The sequence below is a fragment of the Demequina aurantiaca genome (assembly GCF_050598105.1).
Classification (GTDB): Bacteria; Actinomycetota; Actinomycetes; order Actinomycetales; family Demequinaceae; genus Demequina; species Demequina aurantiaca_A.
On record NZ_CP192436.1, the window covers coordinates 870998 to 889019 of the forward strand.

Genomic DNA, 18022 nt, shown 5'->3' on the forward strand with positions numbered 1-18022 from the left:
AAGCCCCCAAGTTGTGAACATGCCGAATCGGTAAGTTGACAGCGAGGAATAAAGGGTGTAAGATAGAAGGGTTGCCCCAAAACAGACTCGGAAGAGTGTGTGGAGGTGCGCGTCCGAAACTTGAGAACTCAACAGTGTGCCACATAAGTCGATGCCAAATTGTTTGGTGTTGCATTGATTAGGACCTTCGGTTCTGGTGGGTGTGATGCTGAATACCTTTGGTAAAGAAATGAATGTCAGTGACATTTGTAATTTGCTAGAGATTAAACGGTTCTTCGGAACCACTTCGTTTGTCTGTGAACCGCTTCGGCGGGTTGCTATTAAACATTAACGGAGAGTTTGATCCTGGCTCAGGACGAACGCTGGCGGCGTGCTTAACACATGCAAGTCGAACGGTGACAGAGGAGCTTGCTCCTCTTGATCAGTGGCGAACGGGTGAGTAACACGTGAGTAACCTGCCCCAGACTCTGGGATAAGCCTTGGAAACGAGGTCTAATACCGGATACGAGACGAGACCGCATGGTCATTGTCTGGAAAGTTTTTCGGTCTGGGATGGACTCGCGGCCTATCAGCTTGTTGGTGAGGTAATGGCTCACCAAGGCGACGACGGGTAGCCGGCCTGAGAGGGCGACCGGCCACACTGGAACTGAGACACGGTCCAGACTCCTACGGGAGGCAGCAGTGGGGAATATTGCACAATGGGCGAAAGCCTGATGCAGCGACGCCGCGTGGGGGATGAAGGCCTTCGGGTTGTAAACCCCTTTCAGTAGGGAAGAAGCGAAAGTGACGGTACCTACAGAAGAAGCGCCGGCTAACTACGTGCCAGCAGCCGCGGTAATACGTAGGGCGCAAGCGTTGTCCGGAATTATTGGGCGTAAAGAGCTCGTAGGCGGTTTGTCGCGTCTGCTGTGAAAGTCCGAGGCTCAACCTCGGATCTGCAGTGGGTACGGGCAGACTAGAGTATGGTAGGGGAGACTGGAATTCCTGGTGTAGCGGTGGAATGCGCAGATATCAGGAGGAACACCAATGGCGAAGGCAGGTCTCTGGGCCATAACTGACGCTGAGGAGCGAAAGCATGGGGAGCGAACAGGATTAGATACCCTGGTAGTCCATGCCGTAAACGGTGGGCACTAGATGTGGGGCTCTTTCCATGAGTTCCGCGTCGCAGCTAACGCATTAAGTGCCCCGCCTGGGGAGTACGGCCGCAAGGCTAAAACTCAAAGGAATTGACGGGGGCCCGCACAAGCGGCGGAGCATGCGGATTAATTCGATGCAACGCGAAGAACCTTACCAAGGCTTGACATATACGGTTTATCCCTAGAGATAGGGAGTCCTTCGGGGCTGTATACAGGTGGTGCATGGTTGTCGTCAGCTCGTGTCGTGAGATGTTGGGTTAAGTCCCGCAACGAGCGCAACCCTCGTTCTATGTTGCCAGCACGTTATGGTGGGGACTCATAGGAGACTGCCGGGGTCAACTCGGAGGAAGGTGGGGATGACGTCAAATCATCATGCCCCTTATGTCTTGGGCTTCACGCATGCTACAATGGCCGGTACAAAGGGCTGCGATACCGTAAGGTGGAGCGAATCCCAAAAAGCCGGTCTCAGTTCGGATTGAGGTCTGCAACTCGACCTCATGAAGTTGGAGTCGCTAGTAATCGCAGATCAGCAACGCTGCGGTGAATACGTTCCCGGGCCTTGTACACACCGCCCGTCAAGTCACGAAAGTCGGTAACACCCGAAGCCAACGGCCTAACCCGTAAGGGAGGGAGTTGTCTAAGGTGGGATTGGCGATTGGGACTAAGTCGTAACAAGGTAGCCGTACCGGAAGGTGCGGCTGGATCACCTCCTTTCTAAGGAGCACTTGGCACCCTCGGGTGTCCAGGAACTCGTTTCGTTCTCAATGTAGAGCGGCGAGTGCTCATGGATGGAACATCGACTATGGCAGCTGCTCGAGAGAGTTTCGCTTAGTACACCTTCGGGTTGGAACGGTTGAGGCTCTGGGTAGTGACTGCATGGCACACTGTTGGGTCCTGAGGGATCGGGCGAAAGCTACGAAACTCAGGCCAGTCGAAAGACAGGCTGGACGGACTATCGGATTCGGATGAACCACCTCGAAGCTGCATTATTGCTGCGTGAGGTAGGCGTCGAATGAAGGTAGGACCGCCCGTACCTTGAGAACTGCACAGTGGACGCGAGCATCTTTAAATTTGAATGCAAATTCGAATGTAAGTTAAGTTTTTAAGAGCACATGGTGAATGCCTTGGCTGTAGGAGCCGAAGAAGGACGTTGTAGCCTGCGAAAAGCCTCGGGGAGCTGGCAAACAAGCTTTGATCCGAGGATGTCCGAATGGGGAAACCCCGCTGGAGTCATGTCCAGTGACTCTCGCCTGAACACATAGGGCGAGTAGAGGGAACGTCGGGAAGTGAAACATCTCAGTACCGACAGGAAGAGATATTCCGTGAGTAGTGGCGAGCGAAAGCGGAAAAGGCCAAACCGTTAGCGTGTGATAGCCGGCAGGCGTTGCGTTAGCGGTGTTGTGGGACCTTTCAGGTGGATCTGCCGATCTACCAAGGAGTCAAAAATCTGCGTGATAGTCGAAGGGCATTGAAAGGCCCGGCATAGAGGGTGTAACCCCCGTAGACGAAATTTCGTAGACTCCTGAGAGTCATCCCAAGTAGCACGGGGCCCGAGAAATCCCGTGTGAATCCGCGAAGACCACTTCGTAAGCCTAAATACTACCTACAGACCGATAGTGAATCAGTACCGTGAGGGAAAGGTGAAAAGTACCCCGAGAGGGGAGTGAAATAGTACCTGAAACCGTGTGCTTACAATCCGTTGGAGCCTCCCTAGCAGGGGTGACAGCGTGCCTTTTGAAGAATGAGCCTGCGAGTTAGTGGTATGTGGCAAGGTTAACCCGTGTGGGGAAGCCGTAGCGAAAGCGAGTCCGAATAGGGCGTTTGAGTCGCATGCTCTAGACCCGAAGCGAAGTGATCTATCCATGGCCAGGTTGAAGCGCGGGTAAGACCGCGTGGAGGACCGAACCCACTTCAGTTGAAAATGGAGGGGATGAGCTGTGGATAGGGGTGAAAGGCCAATCAAACTTCGTTATAGCTGGTTCTCCCCGAAATGCATTTAGGTGCAGCGTTGCGTGTTTCTTACCGGAGGTAGAGCTACTGGATGGCTAATGGGCCTCACCAGGTTACTGACGTCAGCCAAACTCCGAATGCCGGTAAGTGAGAGCGCAGCAGTGAGACTGTGGGGGATAAGCTTCATAGTCGAGAGGGAAACAGCCCAGAGCACCAACTAAGGTCCCAAAGCGTGTACTAAGTGGGAAAGGATGTGGAGTTGCCCAGACAACCAGGAGGTTGGCTTAGAAGCAGCCACCCTTGAAAGAGTGCGTAATAGCTCACTGGTCAAGTGATTCCGCGCCGACAATGTAGCGGGGCTCAAGTACACCACCGAAGTTGTGTCATTTATACATCAGCATGGCCCTTAGGGGTCCAAGCGTATGGATGGGTAGGGGAGCGTCGTGTAGCGAGTGAAGTCGCGGGGTGACCCAGCGGTGGACGCTACACGAGTGAGAATGCAGGCATGAGTAGCGAAAGACGGGTGAGAAACCCGTCCGCCGAATGATCAAGGGTTCCAGGGCCAGGTTAATCCGCCCTGGGTAAGTCGGGACCTAAGGCGAGGCCGACAGGCGTAGTCGATGGACAACGGGTTGATATTCCCGTACCGGCGAAGAACCGCCCATGCAGAATCAGATAATGCTAAGCGCCTGAAGCAGCTGAACCCTTCGGGGGAATGTCTGTGGAACGCGTAACCCGAGTCTGTAGTAAGCAAGCGTATTAACAGAGGTGACGCAGGAAGGTAGCCGAGCGTGGCGATGGTAGACCACGTTTAAGGGTGTAGGGCGAGTCGTAGGCAAATCCGCGACTCACATAGCCTGAGACCTGATGATGACAGCAATAGCTGGAAATCGGTGATCCTATGCTGCCAAGAAAAACCTCGGCGCGAGGTTCTAGCCGCCCGTACCCCAAACCGACTCAGGTGATCAGGTAGAGAATACTAAGGCGATCGAGATAATCGTGGTTAAGGAACTCGGCAAAATGCCCCCGTAACTTCGGGAGAAGGGGGGCCTGAGGCGTGAAGGAACTTGCTTCCTGAGCGTTCGAAGGCCGCAGAGACCAGAGAGAAGCGACTGTTTACTAAAAACACAGGTCCGTGCGAAGTCGCAAGACGATGTATACGGACTGACGCCTGCCCGGTGCTGGAAGGTTAAGAGGAAGGGTTAGCCGCAAGGCGAAGCTCAGAATTTAAGCCCCAGTAAACGGCGGTGGTAACTATAACCATCCTAAGGTAGCGAAATTCCTTGTCGGGTAAGTTCCGACCTGCACGAATGGCGTAACGACTTCTCTGCTGTCTCAACCGCGAACTCGGCGAAATTGCATTACGAGTAAAGATGCTCGTTACGCGCAGCAGGACGGAAAGACCCCGGGACCTTTACTATAGCTTGGTATTGGTATTTGGTGTGGTTTGTGTAGGATAGGTGGGAGACTTTGAAGCTGATACGCCAGTATTAGTGGAGTCATTGTTGAAATACCACTCTGATCATTCTAGATATCTAACCTCGGTCCGTAATCCGGATCAGGGACAGTGCCTGGTGGGTAGTTTAACTGGGGCGGTTGCCTCCCAAAAAGTAACGGAGGCGCTCAAAGGTTCCCTCAGCCTGGTTGGCAATCAGGTGGCGAGTGCAAGTGTACAAGGGAGCTTGACTGTGAGACTGACAGGTCGAGCAGGGACGAAAGTCGGAACTAGTGACCCGCTGGTGGCATGTGGAAGCGCCAGCGCTCAACGGATAAAAGGTACCCCGGGGATAACAGGCTGATCCTGCCCAAGAGTCCATATCGACGGCATGGTTTGGCACCTCGATGTCGGCTCGTCGCATCCTGGGGCTGGAGTTGGTCCCAAGGGTTGGGCTGTTCGCCCATTAAAGCGGTACGCGAGCTGGGTTTAGAACGTCGTGAGACAGTTCGGTCCCTATCCGCTGCGCGCGCAGGAAATTTGAGAGAATCTGTCCCTAGTACGAGAGGACCGGGATGGACAAACCTCTGGTGTGCCAGTTGTTCCGCCAGGAGCACGGCTGGTTGGCTACGTTTGGAACGGATAACCGCTGAAAGCATCTAAGCGGGAAGCCGGTCTCAAGATGAGATTTCCATGGACTTCGGTCCTGAAGGCCCCCAGCAGACCACTGGGTTGATAGGCCGGATGTGGAAGAGGGGACTAAAGACCCTTGAAGCTGACCGGTACTAATAGGCCAATAACTTAACTTCATTTAATTATGCTACGCGTCCACTGTGCGGTTCCCGAGATACGGTCGGGAAACCGAAAATCTAGGAAACTAGATTGATATCTCCATAGAGTTTCCGCAACCATAGCGGGAGGGAAACGCCCGGCTCCATTCCGAACCCGGAAGCTAAGCCTCCCTGCGCCGATGGTACTGCACTGGTGACGGTGTGGGAGAGTAGGTCGTTGCGGGACATCCTTTACACGAAAGGCCGCCCAACGCTGGGCGGCCTTTCGTCATTCCCCCACCAAAAACGGGGGGAGCGAGGCTGTCCATGAGGCACGGCTACGCTAAAAGACAGTGTCGCCCTAGGCCTCATATTGAGAAAACTTCACGGACGGAGCATCATGGCACCCGAGGAAACTCGACCCCCAGCCAACGGAAAGCCCCACAAGGACTCCGACAACGCTGGCACCACGCCACGCTCCGATACCGCCGCGCCGGATCGCACCCCCAAAACCACCAGCTACACCCGACCCACCCGCAACAACAGCGGAGGCGACGGTGGCAACCAGAGCAACACCACTCGTGGTGGCACCACTGGTGGTGACAGCGGTGGTCGCGACAAGCGATCCAGCAGCAATGACAGCTCGACAACGCGTCCACTGAACAGTTCTCCCACTTCGGATAACTCTGCCCCCCGCACCTCTAGCGCAGGGGGCTACAAAGGCCACCCCAATAACAGACGTGACATGTCACGCAACACCGGCGCTAACGATCGAGGAAACACCTCTCGTGGGGCGACCGGCGGTTACCAGGGCAAGCCCGAGAACTCTCGCGGCGGCGCCGGCAACACCGGCGGCAGCGGCTACCAGGGCCGGCCCTCGAACGAGCGCACCAACGATTCTCGCAACGACTCTCGTGGCACACAAGGCGGCTACCAAGGCCGACCCGAAAACGCCCGGGGCGCAACCGATCGCCCCGCGAAGTCCGGTTACCAGGGCAACCCCGCGAACGCCCGGGGCGGCTCCGGCAGCGCGGGTGGATACCAGGGTCGACCGGAGAACTCTCGTGGCGGCGCCGGTAGCACCGGTGGTTATCAAGGACGTCCCGAAAACGCTCGTGGCAGTTCAGCTGATCGCCCGGCAAAGTCGGGTTACCAAGGCAACCCCGCGAACGCTCGCGGTGCAGCCGGCGGTCCCGCGAAGTCGGGTTATCAGGGCAACCCTGCGAACGCTCGTGGCGCAGCACCCCGCAGCGGCTATTTGGGTAAGGGTGGAGCTTCCAACGTGGAGGAGGACCGCCCGGCACGCAATGAAGGCCTGGTGCGCAAAACCCCCATTGTTGCCCCCGAGATCCCCGACGAGGTCACGTTCGACCTGTTGGACAAGCCCGCCCGCGCACGCCTGCGCACCTTGTCTAAAGACAACGCCGAAGACGTCGCCCGCCACCTCATCATGGCCGGCCGCCTCATCGACATCGACCCCGAACGCGCCTACCAACACGCCCAAGTAGCCGTCGCCCGCGGAGGACGCGTCGACATCGTGCGCGAAGCCGCAGCACTGACCGCCTACGCCTCCGGCCACTACGCCGACGCTTTGCGCGAGTTCCGCACCGTCCGACGCCTGAACGGCTCCTCCGAACACCTCCCCCTCATGGCCGACTGCGAACGCGGACTCGGACGCCCAGAACGCGCCATCGCACTAGCCCAAGAGCCAGAAGCGAAAACACTCGACCCCGACACCACCATCGAACTACAGATCGTCATCGCGGGCGCCCGCACCGACATGGGAAACCTCGAAGCAGCCCTCCTGACCCTGAACCGCCTCACCACCAAAAACCCCGAATCCCAAAACCGCATCAACGAAGCCAAAATCACCATCCTGCACAAACTCGGACGCGACAAAGAAGCCAACACCCTCCAAAACACCACCACCCCCACCACCAACAACGACGACCCCACCTGGGCCGACGAAATCTACCTCTACGACACCGAAGAACTCCCCGAACCCGAAGAGCCGGAGCTGGCTCTCGACTCGGACCCGGGAGCGGATGTTGACCCTGTGGTAGATGGAGGCGATGAGGAGAAGGCCGACGGCGACGTCGTTTTGGACGCAGAGGAGACAGGCGCGGTTGTGGCGGATGTTGAGGGTGTCGACGAGACGCCTGTGGAAAACGCGGAGCCTCGCGACTAAGGGACTTATCCTGGACGCACTATGAGTCCTGAACCGTCAGACGCCAACGCGGTAGACACCCCGCGTTTTGATCCTGACGGCTCTGGCACGCCCCTGTTGCAGCAACTTCCGTTCCCCGAGTACACAGTCACGCGCAAGCGCATGAAGCACCTTCGCATGAGGGTCAAGGCGCCGCTCGGCACCGTGCATGTCAGCGCGCCCACGTACGCGAAGCAACGAGATATTCACGCCTTCGTGGTGAGCAGGGTGGATTGGATCCGGCAGCAGCAGAAACTGGCGCAGGACTTGCCCGCACCGCTCTCCGCTGGTCCGAAGGCTGAGCGCTTGCGTGCGGAAATGCGTGGGTCGGTGCCACCGCTTTTGGCCTACTGGGCGGACCGTATGGAACTCGAGGTGCCCACGTTCACTCTGCGGCGCATGACCTCACGCTGGGGAACCTGCAACTCGGTGAAGCGCCACATCACCCTCAGTTTGGAACTTGGCAGACGCGACCCCGAGCTCCTCGAGTACGTGATCGTCCACGAGCTCGCTCATCTTTACGAGGCGAATCACTCCAAGCGTTTCTACGCCGTGATGGATCGCTACCTCCCCGAGTGGCGCGAAAAACGGGCCGAGCTCAACGGTCGGTGACTACGGTTCCATGGCGCTTCTACCGACGGTCATGGAGGAGTTGCTGAGCCCAAATTGCAGCAATAGGTCACGGGTGTCCGATACGAACGGCGCTACTCGAACTGTCGCGGTGGGCGTGAAAAAGATGTTGTCGCGAACAATGCGATCGACGAGCGAGTCCTCGCCGTCGTCAAGCGTGGCGGTGAAGGCGGTGCTGCCTTCGATCGAGCGATGAGGCGCGATGGTGACGAGATCGACCTCGCTTCCCGACACCGTCAGCCGATGGCTGTCGTCGACCCAGAAGGTATCGGAGGTGGCGGTGAGCCCCGATACCTCCGGAACCGACTTACCTGGTGTTGGAGCGGCATCGCTAGGCCCCTCCTCCAGCAGCACCGCTATCGAGGCGCGGTCCACGGTCAACGGTTGGTCCGCCGAGTTCATCAGCTCCCAGTAGACCGTCACTGTTGTTCCGTCGTCTTCCAGGGCGGCGGAGAAGTATGAAGCCTCGTTAACGAATCGAGAGTCGCCAACCCACACGGTTTCGCACTCCGACGCCACAATCCTGTCGCCGGGGAGCTCCGGCTCGGGCAACGTTCGTGGGTTGTCTCCGTCCGGCCACTCGCAGATCAGTGCCGGTTCCGCGAGATTACGGTTCGGCTCATCGATGCTGCGGGGACGGGCCGTCGCGATCAGGTCCGCCGCGGTTAGTGGCGGCAGCTCTGACTCCACTGTGGAGGACGCCTCGGCACTGGGGTCGGACGCCGATTCGCCTGCGCTTTCACTCGGCGCGGCTGGAGTGGGGGAGAAGTCTGAGGAATCCAATGTGGTGATGCCCCAACCGATCACTCCGATAGCGACGACGCCTGCCACCCCCTGACCGATGGCGCGCCGGGCTCGCGCATGGCGAACACGTCGCTTGATGGTTGCTGGCGCCCCGCCGGGCTCGGACTGTTGGGCGCCGAGCTGGTTCAGGTCGGAAGCTTGGTACTGCGCGGCGCCCTGCTCGAGGGCCCCGTCGAGCGCTGATCCGATGCTCGCCGGTTCATTGATGTAGGTCATCGCTGTGCTCCCGTCTGCTCAACCTCGGTCATATCCGCACCGCCGTCGACCACGTCATCGTGGTCATGTGCCCATTCGGGTGCGCGTGCCCTGAGAGTCACGACGGCCTCGCTGAGGTACTTGCGGACGGTGCCTGGCGCCAGGCCGAGTTCCCTCGCGATAGACGCGGCGTTGAGTCCATCGACATAACGCATGACGAGGCAGGCGCGTTGGCGTGGGGGCAGCGTGATGATCGCTCTGTAGAGGTCCAACCGGGCATCGGTCGCGGCGAATTGGTCTGGCTCGATCTGCGCGAGGCCAGCTGCGCGGGATCGTCGTGTCCCTGCACCCGCATCGGCCGCCGCTACCTCGTGAGGCACGGTCGAGGGACGTGCTTTCGCGCGCCGGCCGCCGTCGATGAACGCGGTCAGCATGGCGCGCTTCACATACGCGTGGGCCGCATTGAGCGGCATGTCGCCGCGACCCTTACGGAAGGTGCGTATGAGCGCATCTTGAACTAGGTCATCGGCCGCGTGGCGGTTGCCTGTGAGGACGTAGGCGTAGCCGAACAGTGCTGAGCCGCGTTCGCGTACCAGCGTGTCCAACGTGTCGGCCCAAATGCTCACGCGCCCGTCCCTTCGTCAGCGTCCATTCATGGTGTCACTAGGTCATACGCATGTGCGGCAAGAAGTGCGGGGGTATTTCTTGTGCCGTCCCTGGTCGACGTGGTCTCGCGCGCGCAACCAGCGACCGCTGGGGCTCGCTCGCGCCCCGCGATCCGACGCGGCGACCCTTCGCATCGGCCCTGATGTGCCACAATGAAACCAATGAGCACCTTCATCATCATTCTGTAGCGCGTCAGCCACCATCGCCGACGCGCAGCCTCCCGTACCCTGGGGGGCTTTTTTGTTGGATGATGGAGGTCGCCCCGCCGGGATGGCACGAACCGAGGAGAGTCCCATGACGGACACCAACGCAGGTACCAACGTCGCGCCGGCCGTAGCCGCGCCGAAGGCCGTCGAGGTCTACGACACCACGTTGCGTGACGGCGCCCAGCAGGAGGGCATGAACCTCTCTGTCGCGGACAAGCTGGCCATCGCGCCGCTGCTCGACGAACTCGGCGTAGGCATCATCGAGGGCGGCTGGCCAGGCGCGGTCCCCAAGGACACCGAATTCTTCCAGCTGGTCCACAAGGAGCTGCGCTTCACCAACGCGCAGTTCGCAGCGTTCGGCATGACCCGCCGCGCGGGGACGAGCGCCGCGGCGGACCCGCAGGTGCGTGCGCTGCTCGACTCCGAGGCGCCCATCATCACCCTGGTCGCCAAGTCGGACCTTCGCCACGCGGAGCGCGCGCTGCGAGTCAGCGGCGACGAGAACCTCGCGATGATCGAGGAGACAGTGGCGTTCCTGGTGGCCGAGGGCCGTCGCGTGATCCTCGACGCCGAACACTTCTTTGACGGCTACAACTTTGACGCCGACTACTCGCTCAAGGCGCTGCTCGTGGCGGCCAACGCCGGCGCCTCGACCCTGGTGCTGTGCGACACAAACGGCGGCATGCTGCCCGAGGATGTTCAGCGCATCGTCCGCGAGGTGGGCACGCACACCGACGTCCAGTTGGGCATGCACGCCCACAACGACTCCGGCTGCGCGGTGGCGAACTCGATGGCCGCTGTGGCCGCCGGTGCCACCCACGTCCAGGGCTGCATCAACGGCTACGGCGAGCGCACCGGCAACGCCGACATCGTCGCCGTGACCGCCAACCTGGAACTCAAGAAGGGCATCGCCGCGCTCAAGGGCGACGGCCTGCGCGAGTCCAGCCGCCTGTCCCACGCGATCTCGGAGATCACCAACATCGCGCCCTTCGCGCGTCAGCCCTACGTCGGCGCATCGGCCTTTGCCCACAAGGCGGGACTGCACGCGTCCGCCATCAAGGTGGACCCCGATCTTTACCAGCACATGGATCCCGCGCTCGTCGGAAACGACATGCGCATGCTGGTGTCGGAGATGGCCGGCCGCGCGTCGATCGAGCTCAAGGGCAAGGAACTGGGCTTCGACCTGTCGGGTCAGAAGGAGCTCCTCACCCGAGTCACGGATCGCGTCAAGCACGCCGAGGCCGCGGGTTACACCTTTGACGCGGCCGATGCGTCGTTCGAGTTGCTCCTGCGCGACGAGTTGGGACAGACCCCCGCCTACTGGGCGACGGAGTCCTGGCGTGTCATGGTCGAGACCTCGCCCGACGACGTCAACCAGGCCGACGCGGAGGCGATCGTCAAGCTCGTCGCCGGCGGAGAGCGCCTGGTGTTCACCGGCGAGGGCAACGGTCCCGTCAACGCACTCGACCACGCGCTACGCCAGGCCCTGATGAGCGTCTACCCGCAGATCGAGAACTTCGAACTCAGCGACTTCAAGGTGCGGATCATGGACGCGTCTCACGGCACCGACGCTGTCACCCGCGTCCTCATCACGACGGTTCACACGGAGACGGGCACCACGTGGCGCACCGTGGGCGTGGGACCCAACATCATCGAAGCCTCCTGGGAGGCGCTCACCGACGCGATGTTCTACGGGCTCGTGAAATCGGGAGTCGAGCCCAAGTAGTCGGCGGGGCGCCCGCGTCGCGGGCGTCGCTGCCAGCTTCGCCACCGCATCCACCGCATCGGCCGTGCGAGTGGAAGTTGCCCCGCGCTCAGCAGGGCAAAATGGAGGCATGCATGGTGAATACAAGGTCCCGGGCGGCAAGCTTGTCGTCGTAGATGTCGACGTCGAAGGCGAGGGCGAAGACGCCGCGCTGGCGAACGTCGTGGTGTCCGGGGACTTCTTCCTCGAGCCTGCGGAGGCGATCCTCGAGATTCGCGGGGCGCTCGATGGGCTGCCGGCGGCCACCTCGGTGGGCGCGCTCACCATGGCGGTGACTAACGCGATGGGCGCCGATGCCGTCATGGTCGGCTTCAGCGCGGAGTCCGTCGCGATCGCAGTACGGCGCGCGCTCGGCCACGCCACCAGTTGGGGCGACCACAAGTTCGACGTCATTCACGACGAGCCGCGGGAGCCCAACCTGCAGATGGCGCTCGACGAGGTGCTGTCGCAGGGCGTCGCCGCGGGTACGCGCCCGCCCACGCTGCGCATCTGGGAGTGGGAGCGTAACGCGGTCGTCATCGGATCCTTCCAGTCCGTGCGCAACGAGATTGACCTCGAGGGCGCCGCGAAGCACGACGTCACCGTCGTCCGCCGCGTCTCCGGTGGCGGGGCCATGTTCATCCAGCCCGGCAACACCATCACCTATTCGATCTCGGTCCCGTCCTCGCTGGTCGAGGGCCTCACCTTCGAGCAGTCTTACGCGTTCCTGGACGACTGGGTGCTGGGCGCCCTGCGCGAGGTGGGCATCGAGGCCACCTACGTGCCGCTGAACGACATCGCGTCGCCCTCGGGCAAGATCGCCGGCGCCGCGCAGAAGCGCTACGCCGCCGGGGCGGTGTTGCACCACGTCACGATGGCCTACGACATCGACGCGAACGCGATGCTCGAGGTGCTGCGCATCGGCCGCGAGAAGATGTCGGACAAGGGCACCAAGTCCGCGAACAAGCGCGTGGACCCGCTGCGCAGCCAGACCGGCATGACGCGCGAGGCGATCATCGATGCGTTCCTCGCGCACTTCGCGTCCCGGTATGCGACCGTGCAGAGCGCCGTCACCGATGCCGAGTTGGTGGAGGCCGAGCGGCTTACCGAGGAGAAGTTCGGCACCCCGGAGTGGCTCGCGCTGGTTCCCTAGCCGTCCCTACTACTGCGCGCCCACGCTCAGCAGTTCGATGACGGGGGAGCCAGCCTCGTCCGAGGCGTCGAGGTTCACGATGGCGACGATCGCCCAGTCGTGGTCGCCGTCGAGGTCGTCGAGCACCTGACGCACCAGCCAGCTTCCCTCAGGCAAATTGCCATCGGGCGTCGCGACGAGCGCCGCCCGCGCGTGGGGGTGTTCGTGATCCCCGCCGGGCTCGACGAACGTCACCAGCGAGGCGGACCTGGCGTTGGGACCGATGCCGATGGCCTCGTTGCCCTGCGCCTCGAACAGCGGATCGAGCGCTTCGCGCCAAACGTTTCCGTTCCATCCGGCCGCCCCGTCGAGGGCGCCCAACGCGGCGTACTGCTCGCGCGAGGCGAGCTCGATGCGACGGAACAGCGCATTGCGCACGAGGCGCCGCAGCATGGTCGGGTTGCCCGACATCGGGCGGGCGGGACCGGTCATGCCTGGGGACAACGCGGCAGACGCGGGGTCGGCATCGTCGGAAATGACCGCGTCGGGGTTGTTGAGGTGCTCCCACTCGTCCAGCAGCGACGAGTCGGTGGAGCGGACGATGGTCCCGAGCCACTCGGTGATTCCCGTCACGTCCTCCGTGCGGTGATCCTCGGGGACGGTCTGCCGCATGGCCCGGTAGGCCTCCGCCAGATACCGCAGCGCGATGCCCTCGGTGCGTTCCAGGCCGTAGACGGAGATCAGGTCGGAGAAGGACATGGCCTTCTCGAGCATGTCGCGGACCACTGACTTGGGCGACAGCTCGGCGCCCAAGATCCAGGGATTGGTGCGGCGGTACGCGATGAAGGCGGGTTCGAGTAGGTCCGCGAGCGGCTTGGGCCACGTGACCTCCTCGAGCAGCTCCATGCGCTCCTCGTACTCGATGCCGTCGGACTTCATCGCGCCGATGGCCTCGCCGCGGGCCTGGTGCTGCTGCGCCATCAGGATCTGGCGGGGGTCGGACAGCGTGGCCTCGATGACGGACACCACGTCGATCGCGTGGTCCGGCGACTCGACGTTGACCAGGTCCATCGCGGCCAGCGCGAAGGGCGACAGCGGCTGGTTGAGGGCAAAGTTGCGCGGGACGTCCACCGTGAGGCGCACGGACGGCCGTTCACCCCGGGGGTGGGAGGGGTCCGGAACCCTGATGTGCTCGACCACTCCGGCGATCCGCAGCGACCGGTAGATCCTCAGCGCCTGGCGGATGTGCGCCGACCGCTGGGCGGGGGTCTCGTGAACGGCCTCGAGCAGGTTGCGCATGGCGAGCACCGGGTCCTGCGCCGCGCGTCCCACGTCGGGGTTGGCGGTGCCGCGGGCCAGCACGTTGAGCACCATGGCGTGGTTCACCGAGAAGTGACTGGTGAGGGCCTCGGGGGGTGCGTCGCGCAGCCGCTCGAACGTCGCATCGGTCCAGTTGACGGAGCCCGCCGGCGCGCCCTTGCGCACGATCTTCTTGATCTTCTTGGGGTCGTCCCCGGCCTTCGCGAGCATCTTGCGGTTCTCGATCACGTGCTCGGGCGCCATCACCAGGACGTCGCCCTCGGTGTCGAACCCGGCGCGGCCCGCGCGGCCCGCGATCTGGTGGAACTCCCGCGCGCTGAGGTGGCGCATGCGCTCGCCGTCGTACTTCACCAGCGAGGTCAGCAGCACGGTGCGGATGGGGACGTTGATGCCCACACCCAGGGTGTCGGTGCCGCACACCACCTTGAGCACGCCCTGCTGGGTCAGTCGCTCGACGATGCGGCGGTACTTGGGCAGCATGCCCGCGTGGTGGACGCCGATTCCCGCGCGCAGGAACTTACTCAGCGTCTTGCCAAAGCCGGTGCTGAAGCGCACGCCGTCCAGCGCATCGGCGATTACTTTGCGCTCCTCCTTGCTCGTGACCTGCTGACTCAGGAGGGCCTGAGCCCGGTCGACGGCGTCCTTCTGGGTGAAGTGCACGATGTACACGGGCGCGTGGCCGGTCTCCACCAGGCGCTCGACCACCTCGGGCAGCGGCTCCACGCAGTAGTCGAAGCTCAGCGGCACGGGGCGCACCAGCGTGGTCACCGTGGCGACGGCGCGCTCGCTGTCGCGCTCGAGCTCCTCGACCAGCCAGTCGGTGTCGCCCAGGGTGGCGGACATGAGGATGAACTGCGTGTCCGGCAGCTCGAGCAGCGGCACCTGCCACGCCCACCCGCGCTGCGGGTCTGCGTAGAAGTGGAACTCGTCCATGACGACCACCGCGGCGTCGGTCGCGGAGCCGTCGCGCAGCGTCAGGTTCGCGAGGATCTCCGCGGTGCAGCAGATGATGGGTGCGTCGGGATTGACCGCAGAGTCACCCGTCATCAGGCCGACGTTCTGCGTGCCGAACAGCTTGATGAGGTCGAAGAACTTCTCACTCACGAGCGCCTTGAGCGGCGCGGTGTAGAACGTGCGTCCGCCGGTGCCAGCCCGATGCGCCGCCAGGGCCGCGAAGTGCGCGCCCGCCGCGACCAGGGACTTGCCGGAGCCGGTGGGGGTGGCGAGAATCACGTGCGAGCCGGACACGATCTCCATGAGCGCCTCGTCCTGGTGTGCATACAGGGGAAGGTGCTGGTCGTCGGCCCAGCCCGAGAACGCCTCGTAGAGGGCGTCGGGGTCGGGCGCCACGCCCGGTACGGGGTCGGGCAGGCGGTCCAGGAGGGGCGTGTCGGCGTCAGTCATCGGTCCTATTGTCTAACAGGCGCTGGCGGCGTGTAACTACGTGCCGCGCCACGGCTAGCCTTGGCCAATGATCACCCGCGCGCTTCCCGCCACCATCGCGGCGTCGGTGGAGCATCGCCTGGTGATCAAGAAGTCGGTTTTTCTTACCAACGTGATACCCGTGACCTCCGTCGAGGCGGCCGATGACGTGGTCGCCGCGATCCGGAAGCGGCATTGGGACGCGCGTCACCATTGCACCGCGCTGGTGGTGGGAGTCGAGGCCGACCGCCAGCGTTCGAGCGACGACGGGGAGCCCGCGGGAACGGCAGGAGTGCCGATGCTGGGTGTGCTCCGCCAGCGCCACGTCACCGACGTGGTGGCGGTCGTCAGCAGATGGTTCGGCGGCGTGAAGCTGGGCGCGGGCGGGCTGGTGCGGGCGTACGGCTCCGCGGTGTCGGCGGCCCTCGACGAAGCGGCGTGGGTGGACCGCGTGCCCCTCACCTCCTTGAGCATGGACGTGGATCAGGCGGATGCCGGGCGGGTGCTGTCGTCCCTGCACGCCTGGTGTGCCCGCCACGACGCGGTGCTCGACGAGCCCACCTACGGCGCAGTCGTGACACTGGGGCTGCGGGTGGCGCCCGACTCGGTCGAGGCCGCCCGGGCAGAGGTGGCCGCGCTGACGGCCGGAGCGGTAGAGGCCCACGTTGGCGACACGCTCATCGTGGACAGGCGACGGTGATGGGCAACGACTCTCGCGTGGCCGCGATGCCGCTCTTCGTGATCATCGGGCTGATCTGCCAAGAGGCGGGGGCCGCGGTTGCGGTGGGCCTCATTCCCGACGTCGGTCCGTGGGGCGTGGTGGCCCTTCGGCTCGTGTTCTCGGCAGTGGTGCTGATGCCCTTGGCCTTTGTGAGCCTGCGCCGAGGCGCCGCCATCTCGTGGCGCCATGTGTTTGCGTTTGGGCTTTCCCTCGCGGCGATGAACGTCTTCTTCTACCTCGCGCTCGAGCGCATCCCGCTGGGAGTGGCGGTCACGATCGAGGTCACCGGGCCCCTGGTGCTCAGCGTGGTGGCAAGCCGCAGCTGGCGCGGAGCCCTGTGGGCGGCGCTCGCGGCCACGGGCGTCGCAGTGCTGGGCGGGTCGGGGCTGTTGCACGGAGGGTCGAGCAGCCTGGATCCGGTGGGTCTGGCCTTCGCGGTGGGAGCCGCCGTGATGTGGGCCGCGTACATCGTCACGGCGCGGGCAGCCGGCGCGTCAATGCCCGGAGTGGTCGGGCTCGCGTTGGCCATGGTGGTGGGATCCGTGGTGACGCTCCCGGTGGCCGGGGCGTTGGCCGGGTCGGCGCTGCTCAAGCCGGAAGTGCTGGCCCTTGGCTTCGCGGTGGCAGTGCTCTCCTCCGCGATCCCCTATGGGATTGAACTGTCCGCCCTGCGCCGGATGAAAGCGGAGACCTTCGCTATTTTGCTTGCCCTCGCTCCGGCCATCGCCGCGCTCGCGGGCCTGGTCCTCCTAGACCAACGACTGACCTGGGCCATCTCCGTCGGAATCGCGCTGGTGACGGTCGCGGGAGTGGGGGCCGTGGCATCGGCCGGTCGCAAGGCGGTGCCCGCCGTGGAGGAGGCCGCCATCGAGATGGCGGTCGAGGGCGACGAGCCTCGTTAGAGCACGTGCGTGCCGAGCAGCGCGCCGATTCCGTAGGTCACTGCCATCGCCAGCGAGCCGCCGATGACGTTGCGCACCAGCGCCCGGACCTTCGATGAGTGAGCGACGCGGGCGGAAACGAGTCCGGTGATCGCTAGCGCGGCGATGACGGCGAGGAAGGTCGCCGGGATGGCCAAGGACTCCGGTACGAGCAGGATTGTCAGGGTGGGGATGAGCCCGCCCACCGTGAAGGCGAGGAAGGACGCGATTCCCGCGGCCCACGGATTGGTGTACTCGTTCGGGTTGATCCCTAAGTGCATGAGCGCATGTATCGCGAGGGCGTCGTGCTTCATCTGCTCCGACGCGGCCTCCTGCGCCACGGCTCTGGACATGCCCGTCTTCATGTTGAGCTCGACAAGCTGTTCCAGTTCCCACTCGGGGCGCGTGTCCTGCCACTTCCTCTCACGGGCAATCTGCGCCTGCTCAGCGTCGCGCTGGCTCGAGACTGAGACATATTCTCCGATGCCCATCGAGAGGGCTCCGGCGCTGAGACCCGCGACTCCCGCGACAAGGAGCGCGCCGTTGGTTGGCGACGCCGCGGCGACTCCTACCAGCAGTGCGGCCATCGAGACGATTCCGTCATTCGCACCGAGGACACCCGCGCGGAGCGCGTTCATCCGCGCGGAGATCGCAGCCTCGTTGGGACCTGGAAGGTGACTTTCGTCGCTAATGCTCGTGCTCATGCTGCAAGATTAGCCGCGAGATGTGCGCGACCGCTAGCAAGGCTCACCTGTCTTCGGCATG

10 protein-coding genes and 3 rRNA genes are annotated in these 18022 nt (G+C 62.9%); 9 read left to right on the forward strand and 4 right to left on the reverse strand.

All coding sequences use genetic code 11. The annotated features are described in order from the left end of the window. Nucleotides 1–327 precede the first annotated feature (327 nt). From ACQU6B_RS03900 to ACQU6B_RS03920, 5 genes are all read left to right on the forward strand, one after another. Nucleotides 328–1850 (forward strand): 16S ribosomal RNA (locus ACQU6B_RS03900). 378 nt (nucleotides 1851–2228) lie between these two features. Further along, nucleotides 2229–5330: ribosomal RNA gene (locus tag ACQU6B_RS03905) — 23S ribosomal RNA — on the forward strand. Between the two features lie 91 nt (nucleotides 5331–5421). Beyond that, nucleotides 5422–5538, forward strand: a 5S ribosomal RNA gene (rrf, locus tag ACQU6B_RS03910). The 16S, 23S and 5S rRNA genes sit together here, the layout of an rRNA operon. Before the next feature lie 498 nt (nucleotides 5539–6036). Further along, entirely contained in the window at nucleotides 6037–7479 is a 1443-nt protein-coding gene (locus tag ACQU6B_RS03915; protein ID WP_430868739.1) for a tetratricopeptide repeat protein, read from the forward strand. Nucleotides 7480–7500: 21 nt separating this feature from the next. Continuing rightward, nucleotides 7501–8109, forward strand: a complete 609-nt coding sequence (locus tag ACQU6B_RS03920) for a M48 family metallopeptidase (RefSeq protein ID WP_430868740.1) — start codon at nucleotides 7501–7503, stop codon at nucleotides 8107–8109. On the opposite strand, the gene ACQU6B_RS03925 is transcribed toward ACQU6B_RS03920, so the two are convergent. Together ACQU6B_RS03925 and ACQU6B_RS03930 are read right to left on the reverse strand one after the other, a co-directional pair. Further along, the gene (locus tag ACQU6B_RS03925; protein ID WP_430868741.1) at nucleotides 8110–9147 is read right to left on the reverse strand and encodes a hypothetical protein; all 1038 of its coding nucleotides are present in this window, start codon (nucleotides 9145–9147) and stop codon (nucleotides 8110–8112) included. Further along, a complete protein-coding gene (locus ACQU6B_RS03930) occupies nucleotides 9144–9752 on the reverse strand; it encodes an RNA polymerase sigma factor (RefSeq protein ID WP_430868742.1) in 609 nt (202 codons plus the stop codon). The genes ACQU6B_RS03925 and ACQU6B_RS03930 overlap by 4 nt, the downstream gene beginning before the upstream one ends. Nucleotides 9753–10086: 334 nt before the next feature. On the opposite strand from ACQU6B_RS03930, the gene cimA reads away from it, so the two are divergent. Both cimA and ACQU6B_RS03940 read left to right on the forward strand, forming a co-directional pair. Continuing rightward, nucleotides 10087–11724: a citramalate synthase gene (cimA, locus tag ACQU6B_RS03935; RefSeq protein WP_430868743.1), complete on the forward strand. Its 1638-nt coding sequence runs from the start codon at nucleotides 10087–10089 to the stop codon at nucleotides 11722–11724. A 109-nt stretch (nucleotides 11725–11833) separates the two neighbouring features. Further along, nucleotides 11834–12895: a lipoate--protein ligase family protein gene (locus ACQU6B_RS03940; protein ID WP_430868744.1), complete on the forward strand. Its 1062-nt coding sequence runs from the start codon at nucleotides 11834–11836 to the stop codon at nucleotides 12893–12895. 9 nt (nucleotides 12896–12904) lie between these two features. On the opposite strand, the gene ACQU6B_RS03945 is transcribed toward ACQU6B_RS03940, so the two are convergent. Further along, on the reverse strand, nucleotides 12905–15598 hold the full coding sequence (locus ACQU6B_RS03945; RefSeq protein ID WP_430868745.1) for a DEAD/DEAH box helicase: 2694 nt from the start codon (nucleotides 15596–15598) through the stop codon (nucleotides 12905–12907). A 67-nt stretch (nucleotides 15599–15665) separates the two neighbouring features. Here ACQU6B_RS03945 and ACQU6B_RS03950 point away from each other — a divergent pair, with 67 nt between their 5' ends. Continuing rightward, nucleotides 15666–16316, forward strand: a complete 651-nt coding sequence (locus tag ACQU6B_RS03950) for an IMPACT family protein (RefSeq protein WP_430868746.1) — start codon at nucleotides 15666–15668, stop codon at nucleotides 16314–16316. Then, nucleotides 16316–17239, forward strand: coding sequence for an EamA family transporter (locus ACQU6B_RS03955; protein ID WP_430868747.1), 924 nt, complete (start codon nucleotides 16316–16318; stop codon nucleotides 17237–17239). The genes ACQU6B_RS03950 and ACQU6B_RS03955 overlap by 1 nt, the downstream gene beginning before the upstream one ends. Here ACQU6B_RS03955 and ACQU6B_RS03960 read toward each other — a convergent pair. After that, nucleotides 17236–17961 carry a VIT1/CCC1 transporter family protein gene (locus tag ACQU6B_RS03960; protein WP_430868748.1) on the reverse strand — a complete coding sequence of 242 codons (726 nt, stop codon included), beginning with the start codon at nucleotides 17959–17961 and terminating at the stop codon, nucleotides 17236–17238. The two genes, ACQU6B_RS03955 and ACQU6B_RS03960, sit on opposite strands and share 4 nt — an antisense overlap. Nucleotides 17962–18022: the final 61 nt, after the last annotated feature.

Coding starts and splice junctions, on each gene's coding strand:
- ACQU6B_RS03915 (WP_430868739.1), top strand. CDS start 6,037: ATGTCACGCAACACCGGCGCTAACGATCGAGGAAACACCTCTCGTGGG.
- ACQU6B_RS03920 (WP_430868740.1), top strand. CDS start 7,501: ATGAGTCCTGAACCGTCAGACGCCAACGCGGTAGACACCCCGCGTTTT.
- ACQU6B_RS03925 (WP_430868741.1), bottom strand. CDS start 9,147: ATGACCTACATCAATGAACCGGCGAGCATCGGATCAGCGCTCGACGGG.
- cimA (WP_430868743.1), top strand. CDS start 10,087: ATGACGGACACCAACGCAGGTACCAACGTCGCGCCGGCCGTAGCCGCG.
- ACQU6B_RS03940 (WP_430868744.1), top strand. CDS start 11,834: ATGCATGGTGAATACAAGGTCCCGGGCGGCAAGCTTGTCGTCGTAGAT.
- ACQU6B_RS03945 (WP_430868745.1), bottom strand. CDS start 15,598: ATGACTGACGCCGACACGCCCCTCCTGGACCGCCTGCCCGACCCCGTA.
- ACQU6B_RS03950 (WP_430868746.1), top strand. CDS start 15,666: ATGATCACCCGCGCGCTTCCCGCCACCATCGCGGCGTCGGTGGAGCAT.
- ACQU6B_RS03955 (WP_430868747.1), top strand. CDS start 16,316: ATGGGCAACGACTCTCGCGTGGCCGCGATGCCGCTCTTCGTGATCATC.
- ACQU6B_RS03960 (WP_430868748.1), bottom strand. CDS start 17,961: ATGAGCACGAGCATTAGCGACGAAAGTCACCTTCCAGGTCCCAACGAG.